Annotated in this window: 18 protein-coding genes; 6 read left to right on the top strand and 12 right to left on the bottom strand. The window is 57.8% G+C overall.

All coding sequences use genetic code 11. From position 1 onward, the window contains the following. Positions 1-26: 26 nt before the first annotated feature. From NOM67_RS17130 to NOM67_RS17120, 3 genes are all read right to left on the bottom strand, one after another. Positions 27-467 carry a DUF2489 domain-containing protein gene (locus NOM67_RS17130; RefSeq protein ID WP_124242169.1) on the bottom strand — a complete coding sequence of 147 codons (441 nt, stop codon included), beginning with the start codon at positions 465-467 and terminating at the stop codon, positions 27-29. 11 nt (positions 468-478) lie between these two features. Then, the gene (yihI, locus tag NOM67_RS17125) at positions 479-1,060 is read right to left on the bottom strand and encodes a Der GTPase-activating protein YihI (protein WP_156854172.1); all 582 of its coding nucleotides are present in this window, start codon (positions 1,058-1,060) and stop codon (positions 479-481) included. A gap of 841 nt (positions 1,061-1,901) precedes the next feature. Next, positions 1,902-2,519 carry a cytochrome c gene (locus NOM67_RS17120; protein WP_033114784.1) on the bottom strand — a complete coding sequence of 206 codons (618 nt, stop codon included), beginning with the start codon at positions 2,517-2,519 and terminating at the stop codon, positions 1,902-1,904. Positions 2,520-2,661: 142 nt separating this feature from the next. On the opposite strand from NOM67_RS17120, the gene yihA reads away from it, so the two are divergent. Next, positions 2,662-3,318, top strand: coding sequence for a ribosome biogenesis GTP-binding protein YihA/YsxC (yihA, locus tag NOM67_RS17115; RefSeq protein WP_042031917.1), 657 nt, complete (start codon positions 2,662-2,664; stop codon positions 3,316-3,318). Positions 3,319-4,092: 774 nt separating this feature from the next. Here yihA and NOM67_RS17110 read toward each other — a convergent pair. The 9 genes from NOM67_RS17110 to NOM67_RS17070 all read right to left on the bottom strand — a co-directional run bounded on the left by NOM67_RS17110 (position 4,093) and on the right by NOM67_RS17070 (position 10,834). Beyond that, a complete protein-coding gene (locus NOM67_RS17110; RefSeq protein WP_203973898.1) occupies positions 4,093-4,353 on the bottom strand; it encodes a DUF1488 domain-containing protein in 261 nt (86 codons plus the stop codon). Then, a complete protein-coding gene (gene aroE / locus NOM67_RS17105; RefSeq protein WP_156854176.1) occupies positions 4,350-5,171 on the bottom strand; it encodes a shikimate dehydrogenase in 822 nt (273 codons plus the stop codon). The genes NOM67_RS17110 and aroE overlap by 4 nt, the downstream gene beginning before the upstream one ends. A 103-nt stretch (positions 5,172-5,274) precedes the next feature. Beyond that, positions 5,275-6,183: an oxygen-dependent coproporphyrinogen oxidase gene (gene hemF / locus NOM67_RS17100; protein WP_255938892.1), complete on the bottom strand. Its 909-nt coding sequence runs from the start codon at positions 6,181-6,183 to the stop codon at positions 5,275-5,277. Between the two features lie 102 nt (positions 6,184-6,285). Further along, positions 6,286-6,846 (bottom strand): Sua5/YciO/YrdC/YwlC family protein, encoded by a 561-nt coding sequence (locus NOM67_RS17095; RefSeq protein WP_255938891.1) that lies wholly within the window; start codon positions 6,844-6,846, stop codon positions 6,286-6,288. 121 nt (positions 6,847-6,967) lie between these two features. Beyond that, positions 6,968-7,471 (bottom strand): 5-(carboxyamino)imidazole ribonucleotide mutase, encoded by a 504-nt coding sequence (purE, locus tag NOM67_RS17090; protein WP_156854182.1) that lies wholly within the window; start codon positions 7,469-7,471, stop codon positions 6,968-6,970. A gap of 74 nt (positions 7,472-7,545) precedes the next feature. Next, the gene (locus NOM67_RS17085; RefSeq protein WP_156854184.1) at positions 7,546-8,103 is read right to left on the bottom strand and encodes a type I DNA topoisomerase; all 558 of its coding nucleotides are present in this window, start codon (positions 8,101-8,103) and stop codon (positions 7,546-7,548) included. 55 nt (positions 8,104-8,158) lie between these two features. Continuing rightward, entirely contained in the window at positions 8,159-8,632 is a 474-nt protein-coding gene (locus NOM67_RS17080) for a DUF494 family protein (RefSeq protein WP_041209503.1), read from the bottom strand. Continuing rightward, entirely contained in the window at positions 8,625-9,740 is a 1,116-nt protein-coding gene (gene dprA, locus NOM67_RS17075; RefSeq protein WP_255938890.1) for a DNA-processing protein DprA, read from the bottom strand. Before dprA ends, NOM67_RS17080 begins: the two co-directional genes overlap by 8 nt. 2 nt (positions 9,741-9,742) lie before the next feature. Continuing rightward, the gene (locus NOM67_RS17070) at positions 9,743-10,834 is read right to left on the bottom strand and encodes a LysM peptidoglycan-binding domain-containing protein (RefSeq protein WP_255938889.1); all 1,092 of its coding nucleotides are present in this window, start codon (positions 10,832-10,834) and stop codon (positions 9,743-9,745) included. A 108-nt stretch (positions 10,835-10,942) separates the two neighbouring features. On the opposite strand from NOM67_RS17070, the gene def reads away from it, so the two are divergent. The 5 genes from def (at position 10,943) to NOM67_RS17045 (ending at position 16,760) form a co-directional block, all read left to right on the top strand. Further along, a complete protein-coding gene (gene def / locus NOM67_RS17065) occupies positions 10,943-11,455 on the top strand; it encodes a peptide deformylase (protein ID WP_041209500.1) in 513 nt (170 codons plus the stop codon). 12 nt (positions 11,456-11,467) lie between these two features. After that, a complete protein-coding gene (gene fmt / locus NOM67_RS17060) occupies positions 11,468-12,412 on the top strand; it encodes a methionyl-tRNA formyltransferase (protein WP_201962652.1) in 945 nt (314 codons plus the stop codon). Between the two features lie 60 nt (positions 12,413-12,472). After that, positions 12,473-13,765 carry a 16S rRNA (cytosine(967)-C(5))-methyltransferase RsmB gene (gene rsmB / locus NOM67_RS17055; protein ID WP_201908962.1) on the top strand — a complete coding sequence of 431 codons (1,293 nt, stop codon included), beginning with the start codon at positions 12,473-12,475 and terminating at the stop codon, positions 13,763-13,765. A gap of 79 nt (positions 13,766-13,844) precedes the next feature. Beyond that, positions 13,845-15,221 carry a Trk system potassium transporter TrkA gene (gene trkA, locus NOM67_RS17050; protein ID WP_033114770.1) on the top strand — a complete coding sequence of 459 codons (1,377 nt, stop codon included), beginning with the start codon at positions 13,845-13,847 and terminating at the stop codon, positions 15,219-15,221. Between the two features lie 96 nt (positions 15,222-15,317). Next, positions 15,318-16,760, top strand: coding sequence for a TrkH family potassium uptake protein (locus tag NOM67_RS17045; protein ID WP_041209496.1), 1,443 nt, complete (start codon positions 15,318-15,320; stop codon positions 16,758-16,760). Positions 16,761-16,988: the final 228 nt, after the last annotated feature.

The raw sequence follows: 16,988 nt of genomic DNA, 5'->3' as shown, positions 1-16,988 counted from the left end.
CTTCCTCTCTTTTTGTTATCAATGGCTTATCGGCTTAACTGAAAATCCTTCAGTTGCGCCACATCCTTGAGGATCTGGGCTTCCAGCTCGGCCTCATAACCGCTGCGCTCGAGATCCATCTTCATCACTTCATTGCGCTTGAGTGCACGCCGCGCCTCATGGGTCGGCATATCCTTCACCTTCTCGTATAACCCGTAGAGACCGGGAAATTCGCTGGCAAAAGGGCGCCCATCCTTGATCTGCAGCGCATCCAGCAGATTGGTCAGCCGAATGGCTCCTTCGGAGTAGTCGCACTGCCCCTCCTGCACCGCATGGGCAATAACCCGCACGCTCTCCAGGATTCGTTCATTGCGAGCTGCAATGGCCTGCCACTGCATCGCCTGCTGGCGTCGGAGTCTGGCCAGCAGCATACCTGCATAGATGGCCAGTCCGGACAAAATCAGGCCGCCCGACAGGGCGGCCAGCATCCATCCACTCATCACTTCTTCTTCGGCTCAGGCTTGGTCTCGGGCTGATAATCGACCTGGGTAAAGCGATCCCACAGCTCATCTTCGGAAGCCGGCTGGAACGACTCTTCATAGTCGCTCTCCTCAAAGGCTTCGTCGGTCTCTTCGTCATCGTCGTTGTCGATGATGCCAAGCTCATCCATCAGCTCCTGATAGCGGTCAACCCGCTGTTCAACCCAGGCCTGCTCGGCTGCTTCAAGGATTTCACCGGCATCGAGACGATCCAGCAAATCATTGAGACGGTCATCATTCTCGATGGATGCCAGCTCCTGCTCCGGAGTCATCACCAGCTTCTTCTCTTTTACCGCCTTGGACACGGTGGACTTGGTGCCCTTCTCTTCAACAATCAGAGCGACCGGCTTGCGTGAACCGATACGCGGATCCTTGGCCTGTTTGCCGGCTGACTTGCCTTTCTGCTGCTCGACTTGCTGGCGAGAGCCCGCTTTCAAGCCCTTGCGCTTGGCCGCACGTTTCCGCTCACGACCTTCCTGAGCACTGGCTTCTGATTCTTTGCGCTTGCCAGCAGGCTTGCGATTGGGTTGTTTGGCAGACATGAATGGATAACTCCGAAAAATAACTGGATTGAGCCCGACTCCGGGATGATCTCACCCGGCGGGATGCAATTCTGGGGAACAGTGAAACCGGAACATCAGCAGGATCCCGCATCAATCCGGCCCGTCAGGGCCACTGAACACCGCAGGATCGGTATCCTCTGGGCATATTGCTGGTATTTTGACACAGAAAGGCTGATCGGGTTAATGACCCAATAAGAAAAAAGGCAGCCGAAGCTGCCTTGATATGTCTGTGTGAGGATCATCCTGAATGGCAAAACAGCCTGTTTTGTCCCGTCCATGACGACTTGTTGCCACATCATATCTTTATATGGTCATCCTGACCTTCTTGTGGTCGTTCCTGAATGTGCGTGTGCCTGTTTGACCCGTTCCGACCGCATCCTGCCATCGTGCCGGGGAGCCTGCATCCCGCAACTCCATCCCGCTCCGGAGATGGTCACCATCCTGATCTTTCAATCCCTTGCCAGTTCTTGCGAACCCATGGCATCCCGCCATGCCAAACATCCTGTGCTCACAGCATCCCACTGTGAAACCGCTATCCATTCCGTGGATAAATCCATAGAGCTTAATGTATCAGCTCTATAAAGGCGCTCAATCTACCTGAATAGATCCCAATACCGCATAAAACCGCATCAAAGCAATAAGCCATTGATAAATAGCTTTTATTTTAAATTTTATACAAATCTATGAGCCTTGGCCTGCCGCGGGAATGGAAGATCTCTTACATGACGAGAGGATTAAACCGAGAATGATCTGGAAACCATAAAAACAACGAGGAGCCCAAGCTCCCCGTTTCTCATCAATTGCAGGTAACGCAATCAGCTTAGTGCAGTCCGGCAACATACTTGGACAACACATCGATATCCTGATCAGTCAGCTTCTTGGCAACGTCGCGCATCATGCCATTCGGGTCGTTGTCCCGGGTACCGGCACGGAAACCGGTCAGCTGCGCTTTGATATAGGCAGGGTGCTGCCCAGAGAGACTGGGATATTTGGCCTGCTCCACCCCGGAACCTCGCGGCCCGTGGCAAGCAGTACAGGCTGGCAGGCCGCGACTCATGTCGCCACCCATATAAAGCGCCTTGCCTGCAGCAACAACATCATCAGGAACGGCCACCGGAGTCACTTTCTGGCTGGAGAAGTAAGCCGCCAGGTCATCCATGTCCTGATCCGACAAAGGCAAAGCCATCGGCCCCATAACGGGCGCAACCCGACCAATTTGGCCAGAAGCGGCAGCCTTCAGTTCAACCAACTGCTTTTTGATATATGATGCGTGCTGACCAGCAATTTTGGGGTACATATCAATCAGGCTGTTTCCGTCCGGTCCATGACAAGCCGCACAAACTGCAGCCTTGGCCTGTCCCGCAGCGGCATCGCCTTTGGCTTGTGCCATCCCCGTTACGCCAACCATCAGAGCAAGAGTAATGACTAGGTTCTTCATGGCGTTCCAACTTTTAGTTATTAGGCTTCCAGATCCCATGCCGCTGAAGGCATGTTAAAATAAACGCGTTTAAGCGACGCCATTTTACACCTTTTTACAAAAAAGTAACTCTATAACCCTCTATCTCCATGGGGAATTTACGTTGGATACACAAACTCTCAATTTCAATAAGGTGCATTTTGTGACCAGCGCACCCGACATCCGCCACCTGCCAAATGATGGGGGTGTCGAGATCGCGTTTGCTGGCCGTTCCAACGCCGGTAAGTCATCTGCATTGAATACGTTAACTAAACACAAGAACCTGGCCCGAACCAGTAAAACCCCCGGCCGCACCCAGCTGATCAACCTGTTTGAGCTGGAACCGGGCAAACGTCTGGTCGACCTGCCGGGTTATGGTTATGCCCAGGTTCCACTGGAAATGAAGCTCAAGTGGCAAAAGTCACTGGCAGAATACCTGCAACGTCGTGAGTCATTGAAAGGGCTGGTAATCCTGATGGATATCCGTCATCCGCTCAAAGATACCGATATGAACATGCTGGAGTGGAGCGCTCATCGCGAACTGCCGGTTATGCTGCTGCTGACCAAGGCCGACAAGCTGAGCCCTGGCCCGCGCAACAATCAGGTGATCAAGGTGCGCCAGGCCGTCGCCAGTCTGGGTTCCCAGATCCAGGTTGAAGCCTTCTCTTCCCTCAGCAATATCGGGGTAGAAAAACTGGCCCAGACCCTGACCAACTGGTATGTCGCCGGAGCCGATGACTCTCACATCGAAACAGATGAGCAAGAACCCGCCGGGGAGTGATCCACTCCTCGCTAGTCTCGCAATTGGCGGAGTCCCCCTCCGCTGATTGAAAGACTTTCAGATCCCTACAGTCCTCACAACCCAGCCCACACACCCGATATCACTCTTGGCAAGAGCGAGTTAGTGGTTGAAATTCATATAGATAGGACATTAATTCTCGACAAGAATTAACCTTTCATGTTTTTGATATCGTTTTCATATCTGTCCCCATACCAGGGATGAAAATCACCAAAACAACAAAAAATGAAATTTAATTACATCGCAAGCAGAGAAGGGATAAAAATGAGGCCGGACGACAGTTCTGCCATCCAGCCTTAAACAATAAGTTCAAAAAATTGGGAAGAAGCTGAATCTCGAGCACCAGACGACCGGTGTACCTCAAGAATCGACCCCATTTTAGCAAACGCATCGACAAATTAAAGCTTTTACTCTAAATGCTACACATAAAAAAACACCCCGACGAGAAACTCATCGGGGCCGCTATTCAGCCACATTCAATTACGTGAAATAAAAGGTCTGAAAGATAGAACATCTTACCTCTGTACCCTACGCAGACAACTGTACAGCAAAGCAGCAAAAAGTGAAAGTAATTTATGTAATTTAGTTTCACGATTTTTGCTTTATAAAAAATACTTTCATTTCAAATAGATAAAAAAATCCCCAGTACGAATACCGGGGAGTTATAAAGGTGACTAGCTAGCACTTCCTCAACTATCAAGTTAGTCAGCAGAAAATCGATGAAGTTCCGCTGCAAAGAAAAAAAACTTTGAAAATCTACAGATAGATGGAGCCATCTTCAGCAAATGATTGTTCTTCAATGAGTTTTTCCGCAAAGTCCTCAATATCAAAACGCACGCTTTCGAACGCTCGCAGGATGTCATCCTCTCGGCTCAGAGCCAGACCAGTCATCTTCTCCAGCCGACGCAGGCTGATATAGCAGTTGATCAGAGCCCCCATCTGCTGGGCAGGAAAATGCACCCGCATCTCCTGGGCCTGCCACTCCATCAGATCAGGAAACAGAATACCCTGGTTCATATCACCCCCAAGTTACGCTTCAACTCTCTCAATACCTGTTTAGTCCCGGGACGGATTCCACGCCACACGGTAAACGCCTCGGCAGCCTGTTCGACCAGCATGCCGAGCCCATCCATGGTTTGACGGGCGCCATGTTGCTTGGCCCAACCAATGAAGGGGGTATCCGTTGCACCATACATCATGTCGTAGATAGCAATATCGGCGTGGATCAGATCGGGAGCCAGCGGCGGCAGCTCACCCTGCAGACTGGCCGATGTGGAGTTGATAACAAGATCGAAATGACCGGCCAGCTGTTCATACGTCAGGGCGCTGACACTACCCAGGTCGCGGAATTCGGCAGCCAGTTGTTCTGCCCGGGCGTGGGTACGGTTGACGATCACCACCTCGGCCGGATGTTCGGCCAGCAGTGGAGCCAGAGCACCTCGAGCGGCGCCTCCTGCCCCCAGCAGCAGGATCCGGCTGCCGGTCAACGTCACGCCATGAGCCTTGAGATCCGCCACCAGCCCGGCACCATCGGTGTTATCGCCAAGCAACACACCGTCATTGGTCAGTTTGATGGTATTGACTGCCCCCGCCCGTTTTGCCCTTGGGCTCAGCCGATCAACCAGCGCAAATGCCTGCTCCTTGAACGGCACTGTGACGTTGCAACCCTTGCCGCCCCGCGCAAAGAAGTCCCGCAGAGTGCGGGCAAATTCATCCACCGCAGGTTCGGCCAACCCGTACTCCAGCTCTTGCTGGGTCTGTCTGGCAAATAGGGTGTGAATGAAAGGGGATTTACTGTGGCGCACCGGGTGGCCAAAAACCAGATAACGATCCATCAAACAGTTCCTTTATAGGGCAATCTCCCGATTTAACGGTTTTTCCCCTGCGGGAACAAGTCGAATATCGGCCAACAAGAAGGGGCCGTTATGGCCCCTTCCTTCACAACCACTCGCGTGGCTTGAGGTAATCGGTATAGAGCAAGGCTTCTGGGCTGCCTGCTGCCGGTTGCCAGTCATACTCCCAACGAGCCAGAGGCGGCATCGACATCAGGATCGACTCGGTACGGCCACCGCTTTGCAGCCCGAACAGGGTGCCCCGATCGAACACCAGATTGAACTCCACATAACGTCCGCGACGATAGAGCTGGAACTCCCGCTCCCGCTCGCCATAGGCAAGATCTTTGCGTCGTTCGATGATCGGCAGGTAGGCATCAAGATAACCCCGACCTACCGCCTGCATAAAGGCGAAGCAGTCGGCAAAGGGCCAGCAATTCAGGTCGTCGAAGAAGAGGCCCCCGACGCCGCGTGTCTCGTCCCGATGCTTGAGGAAGAAGTAGCGATCGCACCAGGATTTGAATTCCGGATAGATATCTGCGCCAAACGGCTGACAGAGGTCGTGAGAAACCTGATGCCAGTGGCGAACATCCTCTTCGAACGGATAGAAAGGAGTCAGGTCAAAACCACCGCCAAACCACCAGATGGGCTCTTCGCCCTCTTTCTCGGCAATGAAGAAACGGACGTTGGCGTGGCTGGTCGGCACATAGGGGTTGTGCGGATGGATCACCAGAGAGACCCCCATCGCCTCGAACTTGCGACCGGCCAGTTCGGGTCGATGAGCGGTGGCAGAAGCCGGCATGGCATCCCCATAAACATGGGAGAAGTTGACCCCACCCTGCTCGATCACTGCACCATGGCGCAGCACGCGGGTACGCCCACCACCACCGCCTTCACGACTCCAGGCATCTTCCACAAAGTGTCCGCTGCCATCGGCCTGCTCCAGGCCACGGCAGATCTCGTCCTGCAACTGCAGCAGAAAGGCCTTGACCCGGGCCACATCCGGTTTGCTCATCTTGTCTCCAGCTCAGGCGGGATCTACAGAGTCCCGCTCATTTTTTATAGTGATATTACAGGCGGGCTAGCCCGCCGGCATGGCCGCAAAGCGGTCCGCCATTCAGGAAGGGCGGATAATTGTGCCGCTTCTGGCATCCTTGATTTCCGAGGGGTTGGCTTGTCCACCCACCTCACCCGGCAGGATATAGGCCAGCTTGCTTGCCAGCAGTTCGCCGATATCGGCCACGCGGCGAGCCGGCTCTTCGCCAGTCAGGTTGGCGCTGGTAGAGACCAGCGGCTTGCCAAAGGCCCGACACAACCCTTGTACCTGCGGATGCGCCGTGACCCGCACTGCCAGCGTATCGAACTGACCGGTCAACCATGAGGGAGTGTCGGGCTTGGCAGGCATGATCCAGGTAAAAGGGCCTGGCCAGCTGGCCTCAACCCGAGCCAGTTGCTCTGCGGTGAGCTGACTCAGGTCGATATAATCGAGCAATTGCCCCAGTTCGGCTGCAATCAGGATCAAGCCCTTCTCCACCGGGCGCTGCTTGATATCGAGCAGACGCTGCACGGCCAGTTCGGAGTCCGGATCACAACCCAGACCGAAGACCGCTTCGGTCGCATAGGCGATCACTCCTTCGCTCTTGAGCGCGGCAACCGCTTGTTCAAATTCGTTTTGCATCAGAAAAAATGCGGCAGTCCAGCTGCCGCCTCATCATAGGGTTGCTATCAACACAATGGCCACCGTTGCAAACCCGGCCTTCCGGAGGGAAGCGCCGTGCAACTGGCGGCCACCTAGAAACTTACTTGAGCTGCGCCTGCAGGGCAGCATCTTTCGCCATCACCTCTTCGGCGTTCTTCTGGCGTTCGGCACGCACTCTTGCGGCCAGCTCGTCATCAGCGACAGCCAACAGCTGGGCAGCCAGATATCCGGCATTCTTGGCACCCGCCTTGCCGATGGCAACGGTCGCTACCGGTACGCCGCCCGGCATCTGCACGGTAGAGAGCAGTGCATCCAGCCCTTTCAGCGGGCCACCATCGATGGGCACCCCGATCACGGGACGCGTGGTGATACCTGCAACTGCCCCTGCCAGATGGGCAGCCAGACCGGCAGCACAGATAAATACCTTGCAGCCACGGGCCTCGGCATCGGTCACATACTGGTGGGTCGCAGCCGGAGTCCGGTGGGCTGAAGTCACTTTGACTTCCACTGTGATATCAAACGACTTGAGCACTTCAAGGGTGGCTTGCATCACGGGGAAATCAGAGTCCGAGCCCATCAGTACGGCAACAAAGGGTTTCTTCATGGTGGGAATTTCCTTACTCCAAGTGGGGGGTTGAAGTTCGCCGAAAACGTTTTAGTTCCGTTATGGCGGCGCGATTATACCCGCTCACTTTGATGGCCGCATTTCTTTTGCGGACAGACCCAGCGCAGCGTTCCCCGCACCTTTTTCTCCACCATGACGCCCCAGCCACACTGCGGGCAAGGCATGGGAACCGGCTTGTCATTCACCACATATTTGCAGTGTGGATAGCCGTCGCAGGAGTAAAACTGCTTGCCGTAGCGGGAGGTGCGGCTCACCAGATGGCCCTTGCCACACTCCGGGCAGAGGATCTGGGTATCGTCGCTCTCCTGCAGGGATTCGATATGCTGGCAGGCCGGATAGTGGGTACAGCCGACAAACAGACCATAACGCCCCTTCTTGATCGCCAGCGGCTGACCGCATTCGGGACAGGCAGAGCCCTCGAGCACCTTCTCGATATCGCGGCCGGATGGCGTCAGCGAACGAATATAGTCACAGGCGGGGTAGGCAGAACAACCGAGAAAAGGGCCATGTTTGCCCTGACGGATCACCAGCTCGGCCCCGCACTGCGGGCACGGCTCGCGCTCGAAGGCATGTTCGTGGGCTGAAAAGAGGTGATGATCGATTTTTGACATGGGCCGCGCCTTTAAATCCAGATGGCCTGAATTCTACCAGCGCGGCACCGGACTGTCAGTGAATGACGCCGTCTGACTCGTCAAACACCAGCTCTTCCATCTGCTGGTAGGCATTTTCACTGCCCGGCACGTTGAACAGCACCATCATGACGACCCACTTGAGGTCATCCAGCTCGATGTCCGGTTTATCCAACTCGAGCAGGCGTTCGATGCAGATCTCGCGGGTCTCGGCGTTAAGCACCTGGGCTTGTTCCAAAAACAGCAGGAAACCGCGGCACTCGGTGCTGAGACGAGCCAGCTCTTGCGGAGCATAGATACGCATGGAGCCTTGCGCGCTGGCGGCTACATAGACCTCCCGCTCGCTGTCATGCAAATTGGCCAGCCGCTCCAGCCAGGTCAGCGCCTTGTCGATCTCTTCCTTGTCAAAGCCGGCACGGCTCAGCTCGTCGGTGAGTTCATTCTGCTCGACCATCACATCTGCATCGCTGTGGATGTAGGTCTCGAAAAGGTACATCAATACATCAAACATGATTCACCCTCCTCGCTCTGACGTATCCACCGGCGACCGCCGTGACTGCTCCGGCCAGCTCCAGCTCTACCAACCTGCCTAATACCACTTCGACAGGAAGCTGGGCCCGCTCGGCGACGGTATCCACACTTGTGGTCTCGTAATCTACGTTATCCAACAAATCTGCATAAGGCAATTCGCTATTATGCGATTGCTCAGATGATACGACCGGTTCCGGCAACCGCACTGCCCATTCGGGCAGCTCTTCCACTATATCGGCCGCACTCAACACAAGTTTGGCCCCCTGCTGAATTAATTTATTGCACCCGGTTGCCTGCCCGTTTTGCGGCGCTCCGGGCACCGCAAATACCTCGCGGCCCTGCTCAAGCGCATAGCGCGCCGTAATGAGTGAACCACTCTGCTCGGTAGCCTCAACCACCAGAGTGCCAAGGGATAAGCCACTGATGATACGGTTGCGGCGGGGAAAATGTTCAGCCAGCGGCCCTTTGTCCGGCGCCAGCTCGGAAATCAATACGCCGCCCTGCTCGAGTATTGCCGCCGCCAGCGCGTGATGACGTTTGGGATAGAGCTGATCCAGCCCTGACCCCAACACCGCCAGGGTCATGCCTCCGGCGGCCAGGGCCTGCTGATGGCAGACGCCATCGATGCCAAGTGCTAGCCCCGAGGTAATGGCCAGTCCATATTCAACCAACTCACCACAGAGACGGGACGCATTGTCTTTGCCTGCGTAGGTGGGATGGCGGGTCCCCACCATCGCCAGCTGTGGAAAAGACAACGCAGAAAGCTCGCCACGGCAGTAGATCAGCAAGGGGGCGGCGGGGATCTCCCTGAGCAAGGGAGGATAAGCGGGATGATCCTGCGGGAGCAGGGTATTGCCGGGCTGGGTCGCCCACATCAGGCTCTGCTCGACAACAGGTGATGGCCAGCGTAATTGGCGGATCTGTTCTGACGATAATCCCATCTGGTGCAACTGCGTTTCGTCACACTGAAACAGCTGGTGAATATCGCCGCCAACCCGCTCCAGCAGACGGGATGCCGTCACCGGGCCGATACCGGCGACAGCATCCAGCGCGAGCCAGAGTGAAAGGCGATCGTCAGGATAGTGCACGGTCAGAAGTGAGTTACCTGATAACCAGTACTCACCATGTCCTTGCTCTGCATGATGAGGCCGTAACTCAGCTTGTCGTACACCTTGAACAGCATGACCCGGGCAATCGCTTCGGAAGGCAGTGGCGCCTTTTTGTTGCTGCTGTAAAACACCTTGTTGTAGACCGATGAGAGCTCTTTGTACTGGACGGTACCATTCTTGGTGACCAGCGCAGCACCGGGACGGCGGATGTCGAGCACATCGCCCGCCGACAACAGATCCCGACTCCCCTTGTTGATGAGCACCACGTCGAACTTGCCACCACCTCGCGCCTTGCTTGGCAGGTCGACGACATAGCCCGGCTGGATGGCAGGTGCCACCTTGGGCATGAATACGGCAGGCATGCTCTCCTGCTCGGGTAGCGGTATCACCTTGTCACCCTGCAGCACCTCCCTTTGGTTGTGAGTCAGAGTCACTTCGGTGCGATCACCATCCAGGCGCGCCACAGCACGAACGATACCGGTGAGCACGGCCTCCTGCCCAAGCAGTTCGCCTGTATCGCGATCCTTGTAGATTGCACCTGGGTGGTACACACCATACATCTGTCCCGGGGTCAAAGCCCCCTGGACATAGAGGGTGTCCCCCTCCAGCATGCCGATATGTTTTTCATCCGACCCCAGCAGATAGGGCAGTTTTTTTCCTTCCTGAGCGTTGGCAAGAATATGGTCGGTCTGCAAAAACGGGCCAATTTCGCTGATAGGAAGGGTTGGAATGGGATTGGCTTTGCTCTCGTAGCGGTTTTTCGGGCTCAGGCGAATGACCTGCTTGCCCCCTTGCATCGCCTTGCCAAGACGGGGTTCGCCATTGACCCAGCTCAGTTGCAGCACATCACCCGGGTAGATCCAGTGCGGATTGGCAATCTGAGGGTTGATATTCCAGAGACGGGGCCAGAGCCAGGGCTCGGAGAGATATTTGCCGGAGATATCCCACAATGTGTCGCCTTTTTGCACGACATAGCTCTCGGGATAGCCAGCTTTAAGCCTCAACTGGTCGGCCAGCAGAGTCGGGCTCGCGGCAACCAGCAGACAGGCCAGGATGGTTCGCTTCAGATACATAACACTCCCTGTTACTTCTGCGCGCAAAGTGTTGCTGTTTTTTGTCGGCGTAAATGACTAGAATTACGCCAATATTGACTGCATTTATACGAAACTAAAGAAAAAACTATGGCCATTCTAGATGTATTGCGTTTTCCCGATGAGCGCTTGCGCACCGTCGCAGCCCCTGTCGAGACCTTTACACCCGAGTTACAGCAAATTGTAGATGATATGTTCGAAACCATGTACGCAGAGGAAGGCATCGGCCTGGCTGCAACACAGGTGGACATTCATCAGCGCATCATAGTGATCGATGTCTCTGAAAACCGTGAAGACCCTCTGGTATTGATCAATCCGGAAGTCATCTCCCAGTGTGGCAGCACCGGCATCGAAGAAGGTTGCCTCTCAGTGCCCGGCAGCCGTGCTCTGGTGCCGCGCGCCGAACAGATCAAGATCCGCGCTCTGGATCGCCACGGCAAGCCGTTTGAACTGGAAACGGACGACCTGCTCGCCATCTGCATCCAGCACGAGATGGATCACCTGATGGGCAAGCTGTTTGTGGATTACCTGTCCCCGCTCAAGCGCCAGCGCATTCGTCAGAAGCTGGAAAAGATGGCCCGTGAAGATCGCAAAGCCCTCTGAGGATCTGCCCCGTTGAATAAGTTGAAACTGATTTTTGCCGGTACTCCCGACTTCGCCGCCCGTCACCTGGCGGCGTTGTTGTCTTCCGACCACGAGGTCGTCGCCGTTTATACCCAGCCGGACAAGCCCGCCGGTCGCGGCCAGAAGCTCACCGCCAGCCCTGTCAAAGAGCTGGCACTGGCCCATAATCTGCCGGTCTATCAACCGGCTAGCCTGCGCAAGGAAGAGGCGCAAGCCGAGCTGGCAGCCCTTGGCGCCGATCTGATGGTCGTCGTGGCCTATGGCCTGATCCTGCCCAAAGCGGTGCTCGATACCCCGCGTCTGGGTTGCATCAACGTCCATGGCTCTCTGCTGCCGCGCTGGCGCGGTGCCGCACCGATCCAGCGCTCCATCTGGGCGGGCGATGCCGAAACCGGCGTCACCATCATGCAGATGGATGTGGGGCTGGATACCGGTGCCATGATCCGCAAAGTGACCTGCCCCATCGCCGCCGACGAGACCTCCGCCAGCCTCTATGACAAGCTGGCTGAGCTGGGCCCGCAGGCGCTGGTCGACACCATCGATGCCATGGCCGCCGGCGACACCACGGCCGAAGTGCAGGACGATGCGCTGGCCAACTACGCCGAGAAGCTCTCCAAGGAAGAGGCCCGCATCGACTGGTCGATGGACGCCGTTGCCATCGAGCGCTGCATCCGCGCCTTCAATCCCTGGCCCATTAGCTGGTTCGAAGTGGCTGACCAGACCGTCAAGGTATGGCAAGCCGCCGTCATCGACAGCGACCATGGCCAGCGCGCCGGAACCCTGCTCAAGGCTGACAAGCAGGGGATCGATATCGCCACCGGCAAAGGGGTACTGCGCCTGCTGACCCTGCAGCCGCCCGGCAAGAAGGCGATGTCCGTGACGGACCTGCTCAACTCTCGCCGCGACTGGTTTGAACCCGGCACGCAATTGAATTGAACTGGATTGAATTGACACAAGCGGGGCCCAGGCCCCGACTTGCGCATCTAAGGTAACACTATGAAAACACGCGCACAGGCTGCTCTCGTTATTCAACAGGTGCTGGATCAGGGCCAGTCCCTCTCCGCCGTTCTGCCTGCTGCCCAGGAGAAGGTTGCGCCCCGCGATCGCGCCCTCCTGCAAGAACTCTGCTATGGTACCCTGCGCTGGCTGCCCCGCCTCGACGCGGCGGTCGGCGAGATGATGGACAAGCCGCTCAAGAACAAGAGCCGCATCTTCCACTACCTCATCCTGGTCGGCCTCTACCAGCTTATCTACACCCGCATTCCGGCTCACGCCGCGGTGGCCGAGACCGTCAACGCGGTCAAGCTGCTCAAGGGCACCTCCCTGCGTGGCCTCATCAACGGCGTGCTGCGCAACTTCCAGCGCAGCGCCGAAGTGATTCTGCTGCGTATCGACCGCGTGCCGAGCGTGCGCCTCGGTCACCCCGAGTGGCTCACCAAGCGCCTGCGTCAGGCCTATCCCGACGAGTGGGAGTTCATCATGGAGGCGAACAACCAGCGCCCTCCCATGTGGATCCGCAACAACAGCCAGCGCCAGAGCCGCGAGCAGATGCTGGCCCGCATGGCCGAAGCCGGCATCAATGCGGTGGCCGGTGAAGAGGGCGAGGATTGCATCCTGCTGGAACGTCCCTGCGACGTGACCAAGCTGCCCGGCTTCGAAGTCGGTGACTGCTCGGTACAGGATGGCGCAGCACAACAGGCGGCCGCCCTGCTCGACCCGCAGCCGGGTGAGTGGGTGCTGGATGCCTGCGCCGCCCCAGGCGGCAAGACCGCCCACCTGCTGGAGCGTCAGCCCAAGCTGGCCGGCGTGGTCGCCGTCGATGCAGACGAGAACCGCCTCAAGCGGGTGCAGGAGAACCTGGATCGCATCGGCCTGACCGCTAAAGTGATCCACGGCGATGCCGCGGCACCGGAACAGTGGTGGCCGGAGGGCCAGTTCGACCGCATTCTGCTGGATGCCCCCTGCTCCGCCACCGGCGTTATCCGTCGTCACCCTGACATCAAGTGGCTGCGCCGCGATCAGGACATTCGTGAGCTGGCCGAGCTGCAGCGCCGCATTCTGAGCGCCCTCTGGGGCAAGCTGAAGAGCGGCGGCACCCTGCTCTACGCCACCTGCTCCGTCCTGCCGGAAGAGAACCGCGAACAGATCCGCGCCTTCCTTGCCGCGACCAAAGATGCCAAATTGGTACCGTTGCACGAACAGGACACCCCGGATTGCCCGGGTCGCCAGTTCCTGCCGGGTGAAGCCGAGATGGATGGCTTCTACTACGCCAAGCTGGTCAAGCTGTGACGCTGACATGCTTCTTCCGGGGCAATCGCCATGCTGGCGGCATGCCCCTTTACTGCCTCAACGTGAGTAGACGTTCCCTATGAAAATCATCATTTTGGGAGCCGGCCAGGTCGGCGGCACTCTGGCCGAGAACCTGGCCGGAGAGAACAACGACATCACCATCGTCGATACCGACAGCGAGCGCCTGCGCGAACTGCAGGACAAGTTTGACCTGCGGGTAGTCAACGGCCATGGCGCTCACCCCAAGGTGCTGCGCGAAGCGGGCGCCCAGGATGCCGACATGCTGGTCGCCGTCACCAACAGTGACGAGACCAACATGATCGCCTGTCAGGTCGCCTACTCCCTGTTCAACACCCCGAACAAGGTGGCGCGGATCCGTTCGCCCGCCTATCTGACCGAGCGGGATCGCCTGTTCCTGCCGGAATCGGTGCCGGTGGATCACCTGATCGCGCCGGAGCAGCTGGTGACCGACTATGTGCGTCGCCTGATCGAGTATCCGGGAGCCCTGCAAGTGGTTGATTTCGCAGGTGGCCGCGTCGGTCTGGTGGCGGTCAAGGCCTACTACGGCGGCCCGCTGGTTGGCAATGCGCTCTCCACCCTGCGCGAGCACATGCCCAACATCGAAACTCGCGTAGCAGCCATCTTCCGTCAGGGACGCCCGATCCGCCCGCAAGGCACCACCATCATCGAAGCGGATGACGAGGTCTTCTTCGTCGCCGCCGCGGGCCATATTCGCGCCGTGATGTCGGAGCTGCAGCGTCTCGAGAGCCCCTACCGTCGCATCATGATCGTCGGTGGCGGCAACATCGGTGCCGGTCTCGCCCGTCAGCTGGAAAAGCGTTACAGCGTCAAGCTTATCGAGCGCAACCAGAAGCGGGCGGAGCAGCTCTCCGAACTGCTGGAGAACACCATCGTCTTCTGCGGCGATGCGGCGGATCAGGAGCTGCTGGCCGAGGAGCACATCGACCAGATCGACGTCTTCATCGCCGTCACCAACGAGGATGAGGCCAACATCATGTCAGCGCTGCTCGCCAAGAAGATGGGGGCCAAGAAGACCATGGTGCTGATCCAGCGCGGCGCCTACGTCGATCTGGTGCAGGGCGGTTCCATCGATATCGCCATCTCGCCGCAGCAGGCCACCATCTCGGCCCTGCTGACCCACGTGCGCCGAGCTGATATCGCCAACGTCTACAGTCTGCGCCGCGGCGCTGCCGAGGCGATTGAGGCGATTGCCCACGGCGACGAGAACACCTCCAAGGTGGTCGGCAAGACGGTAGGCGAACTCAAGCTGCCACCGGGCACCACCATTGGTGCAGTGGTGCGCGGGGATGAGGTGCTGATCGCTCACGATCGCACCAGGATCCAGCAGGATGACCACGTGGTCATGTTCCTGGTGGACAAGAAGTACATCCCGGAAGTGGAACGGCTGTTCCAGCCCAGCCCCTTCTTCCTGTAACGGGCCCATGGCCGCTCACTGTCACGCCAGACCCGGCTCAGCCCCACCAGGGGGATGCTCCGGGTCTTTTTTCAATCACCGACCAGGTTATCGAACATGATCAAGCTGCGTCCCATCATCTTTACTCTCGGGCTGGTGCTCTCCAAGCTGGCGCTCTTCATGTGGCTGCCGACCCTGCTGGCCCTGCTGACCGGCTCCGAGGGGTTCGTCGAGTTTCTCAAATCGGTGCTCATCACCCACGGCGCCGCCCTGCTCTGCCTCCATTACGGGCGCAAGGCGGAGTTCCATCTGGGGGTGCGGGAGATGTTCCTGCTCACCACCTCGGTCTGGGTGGTGGCCTGTATCTTCGGGGCACTGCCCTTTGTCTTCATCACCCACATCAACTTTACCGATGCCTACTTCGAGACCATGTCGGGGGTGACCACCACCGGCTCTACCGTGCTCTCCGGCCTCGACAACATGGCCCACAGCATCCTGCTGTGGCGCTCCATCCTGCAGTGGCTGGGCGGGGTCGGCTTTATCGTGATGGCGGTAGCTGTGCTGCCCTACCTCAACGTCGGCGGCATGAAGCTGTTCCAGACCGAGAGCTCGGACTGGTCGGATAAAAGTGCACCACGGGCCAAGACGGTGGCCAACAACATAGTGCTGGTCTATCTGGTGCTCTCCATGCTCTGCATGATGGCCTACTGGGCCAGCGGCATGACGCTGTTCGAGGCGATCAACCACTCGATGACCACTCTCAGTACCGGCGGCTACTCCACCTCTGATCAATCCATGTCCCACTTCTCCAACTCGGCACACTGGATTGGCACCCTGTTCATGTTCCTTGGTGGCCTGCCCTTCCTGCTCTACGTGCAGAGCCTCAACCACCGGGATTACAGCCTGTTCAAGGATGCCCAGGTACGCGGCTTCTTCTGGCTGGTGGTCTGGGTCACCGCCATCATGACCTTCTACCTGTGGGAGCGGAACCTGTTCGACTTCTGGGATGCCCTGCGCATCAGCTGCTTCAACATCGTCTCGGTACTCACCACCACGGGCTTTGGCCTCGGTGACTTCGGCACCTGGGGGCCGCTCGCCAGCATCACCTTCATCGTGCTGCTGGCGCTTGGCGCCTGCTCGGGCTCGACTGCGGGCGGCCTCAAGATCTTCCGGGTACAGGTGGCGTTCGCCCTGTTCAAGAAGCAGATGCGCCAGCTGATGCACCCCTCCGGCGTATTTCCCCAGAAGTACAACGGCCGGACGGTCAACGACGCCATCATCCGCTCCATGATCTCCTTCGTGCTGGCCTACTTCGCCATCATTCTGGTGATCGCGGCGCTGCTGGCCGCCATCGGGCTCGACCCCCTCACCTCCATCTCCAGCTCCATCACCGCGGTTGCCAACGTGGGGCCGGGGATGGGGCCGGTGGTGGGCCCCAGCACCAACTTTGCCAGTCTGCCCGACTCGGCCAAGTGGCTGCTGTCGTTCGGCATGCTGCTGGGACGGCTGGAGATCCTGACGGTCGCGGTGCTGTTCTTCCCCTCGTTCTGGCGCCAGTAACGCGCAAGTAGCGACGCCCGCCACCGGTGGATAACAACCGGTGGCGGGCGTCGTTTTTTATGCCCCGGATCGGGCACCGCCCTGTAACGACCTGGTATAAGCCACAGAGTGCTTCAGGTAGCCCACTTTGCTCACATAAGGTAAAGCTGGGCCATTAAGACAAAATCCATAAATTAAATTTATAGCGATTACTTTGGCTCACCCATAAGAGCCCGCCCCTGCCAGCAG

The sequence above is a fragment of the Aeromonas sp. SG16 genome, from assembly GCF_024436135.1.
In the GTDB taxonomy this organism is placed as follows: domain Bacteria; phylum Pseudomonadota; class Gammaproteobacteria; order Enterobacterales; family Aeromonadaceae; genus Aeromonas; species Aeromonas jandaei.
This window is presented reverse-complemented; position numbering and strand designations above follow the sequence as displayed.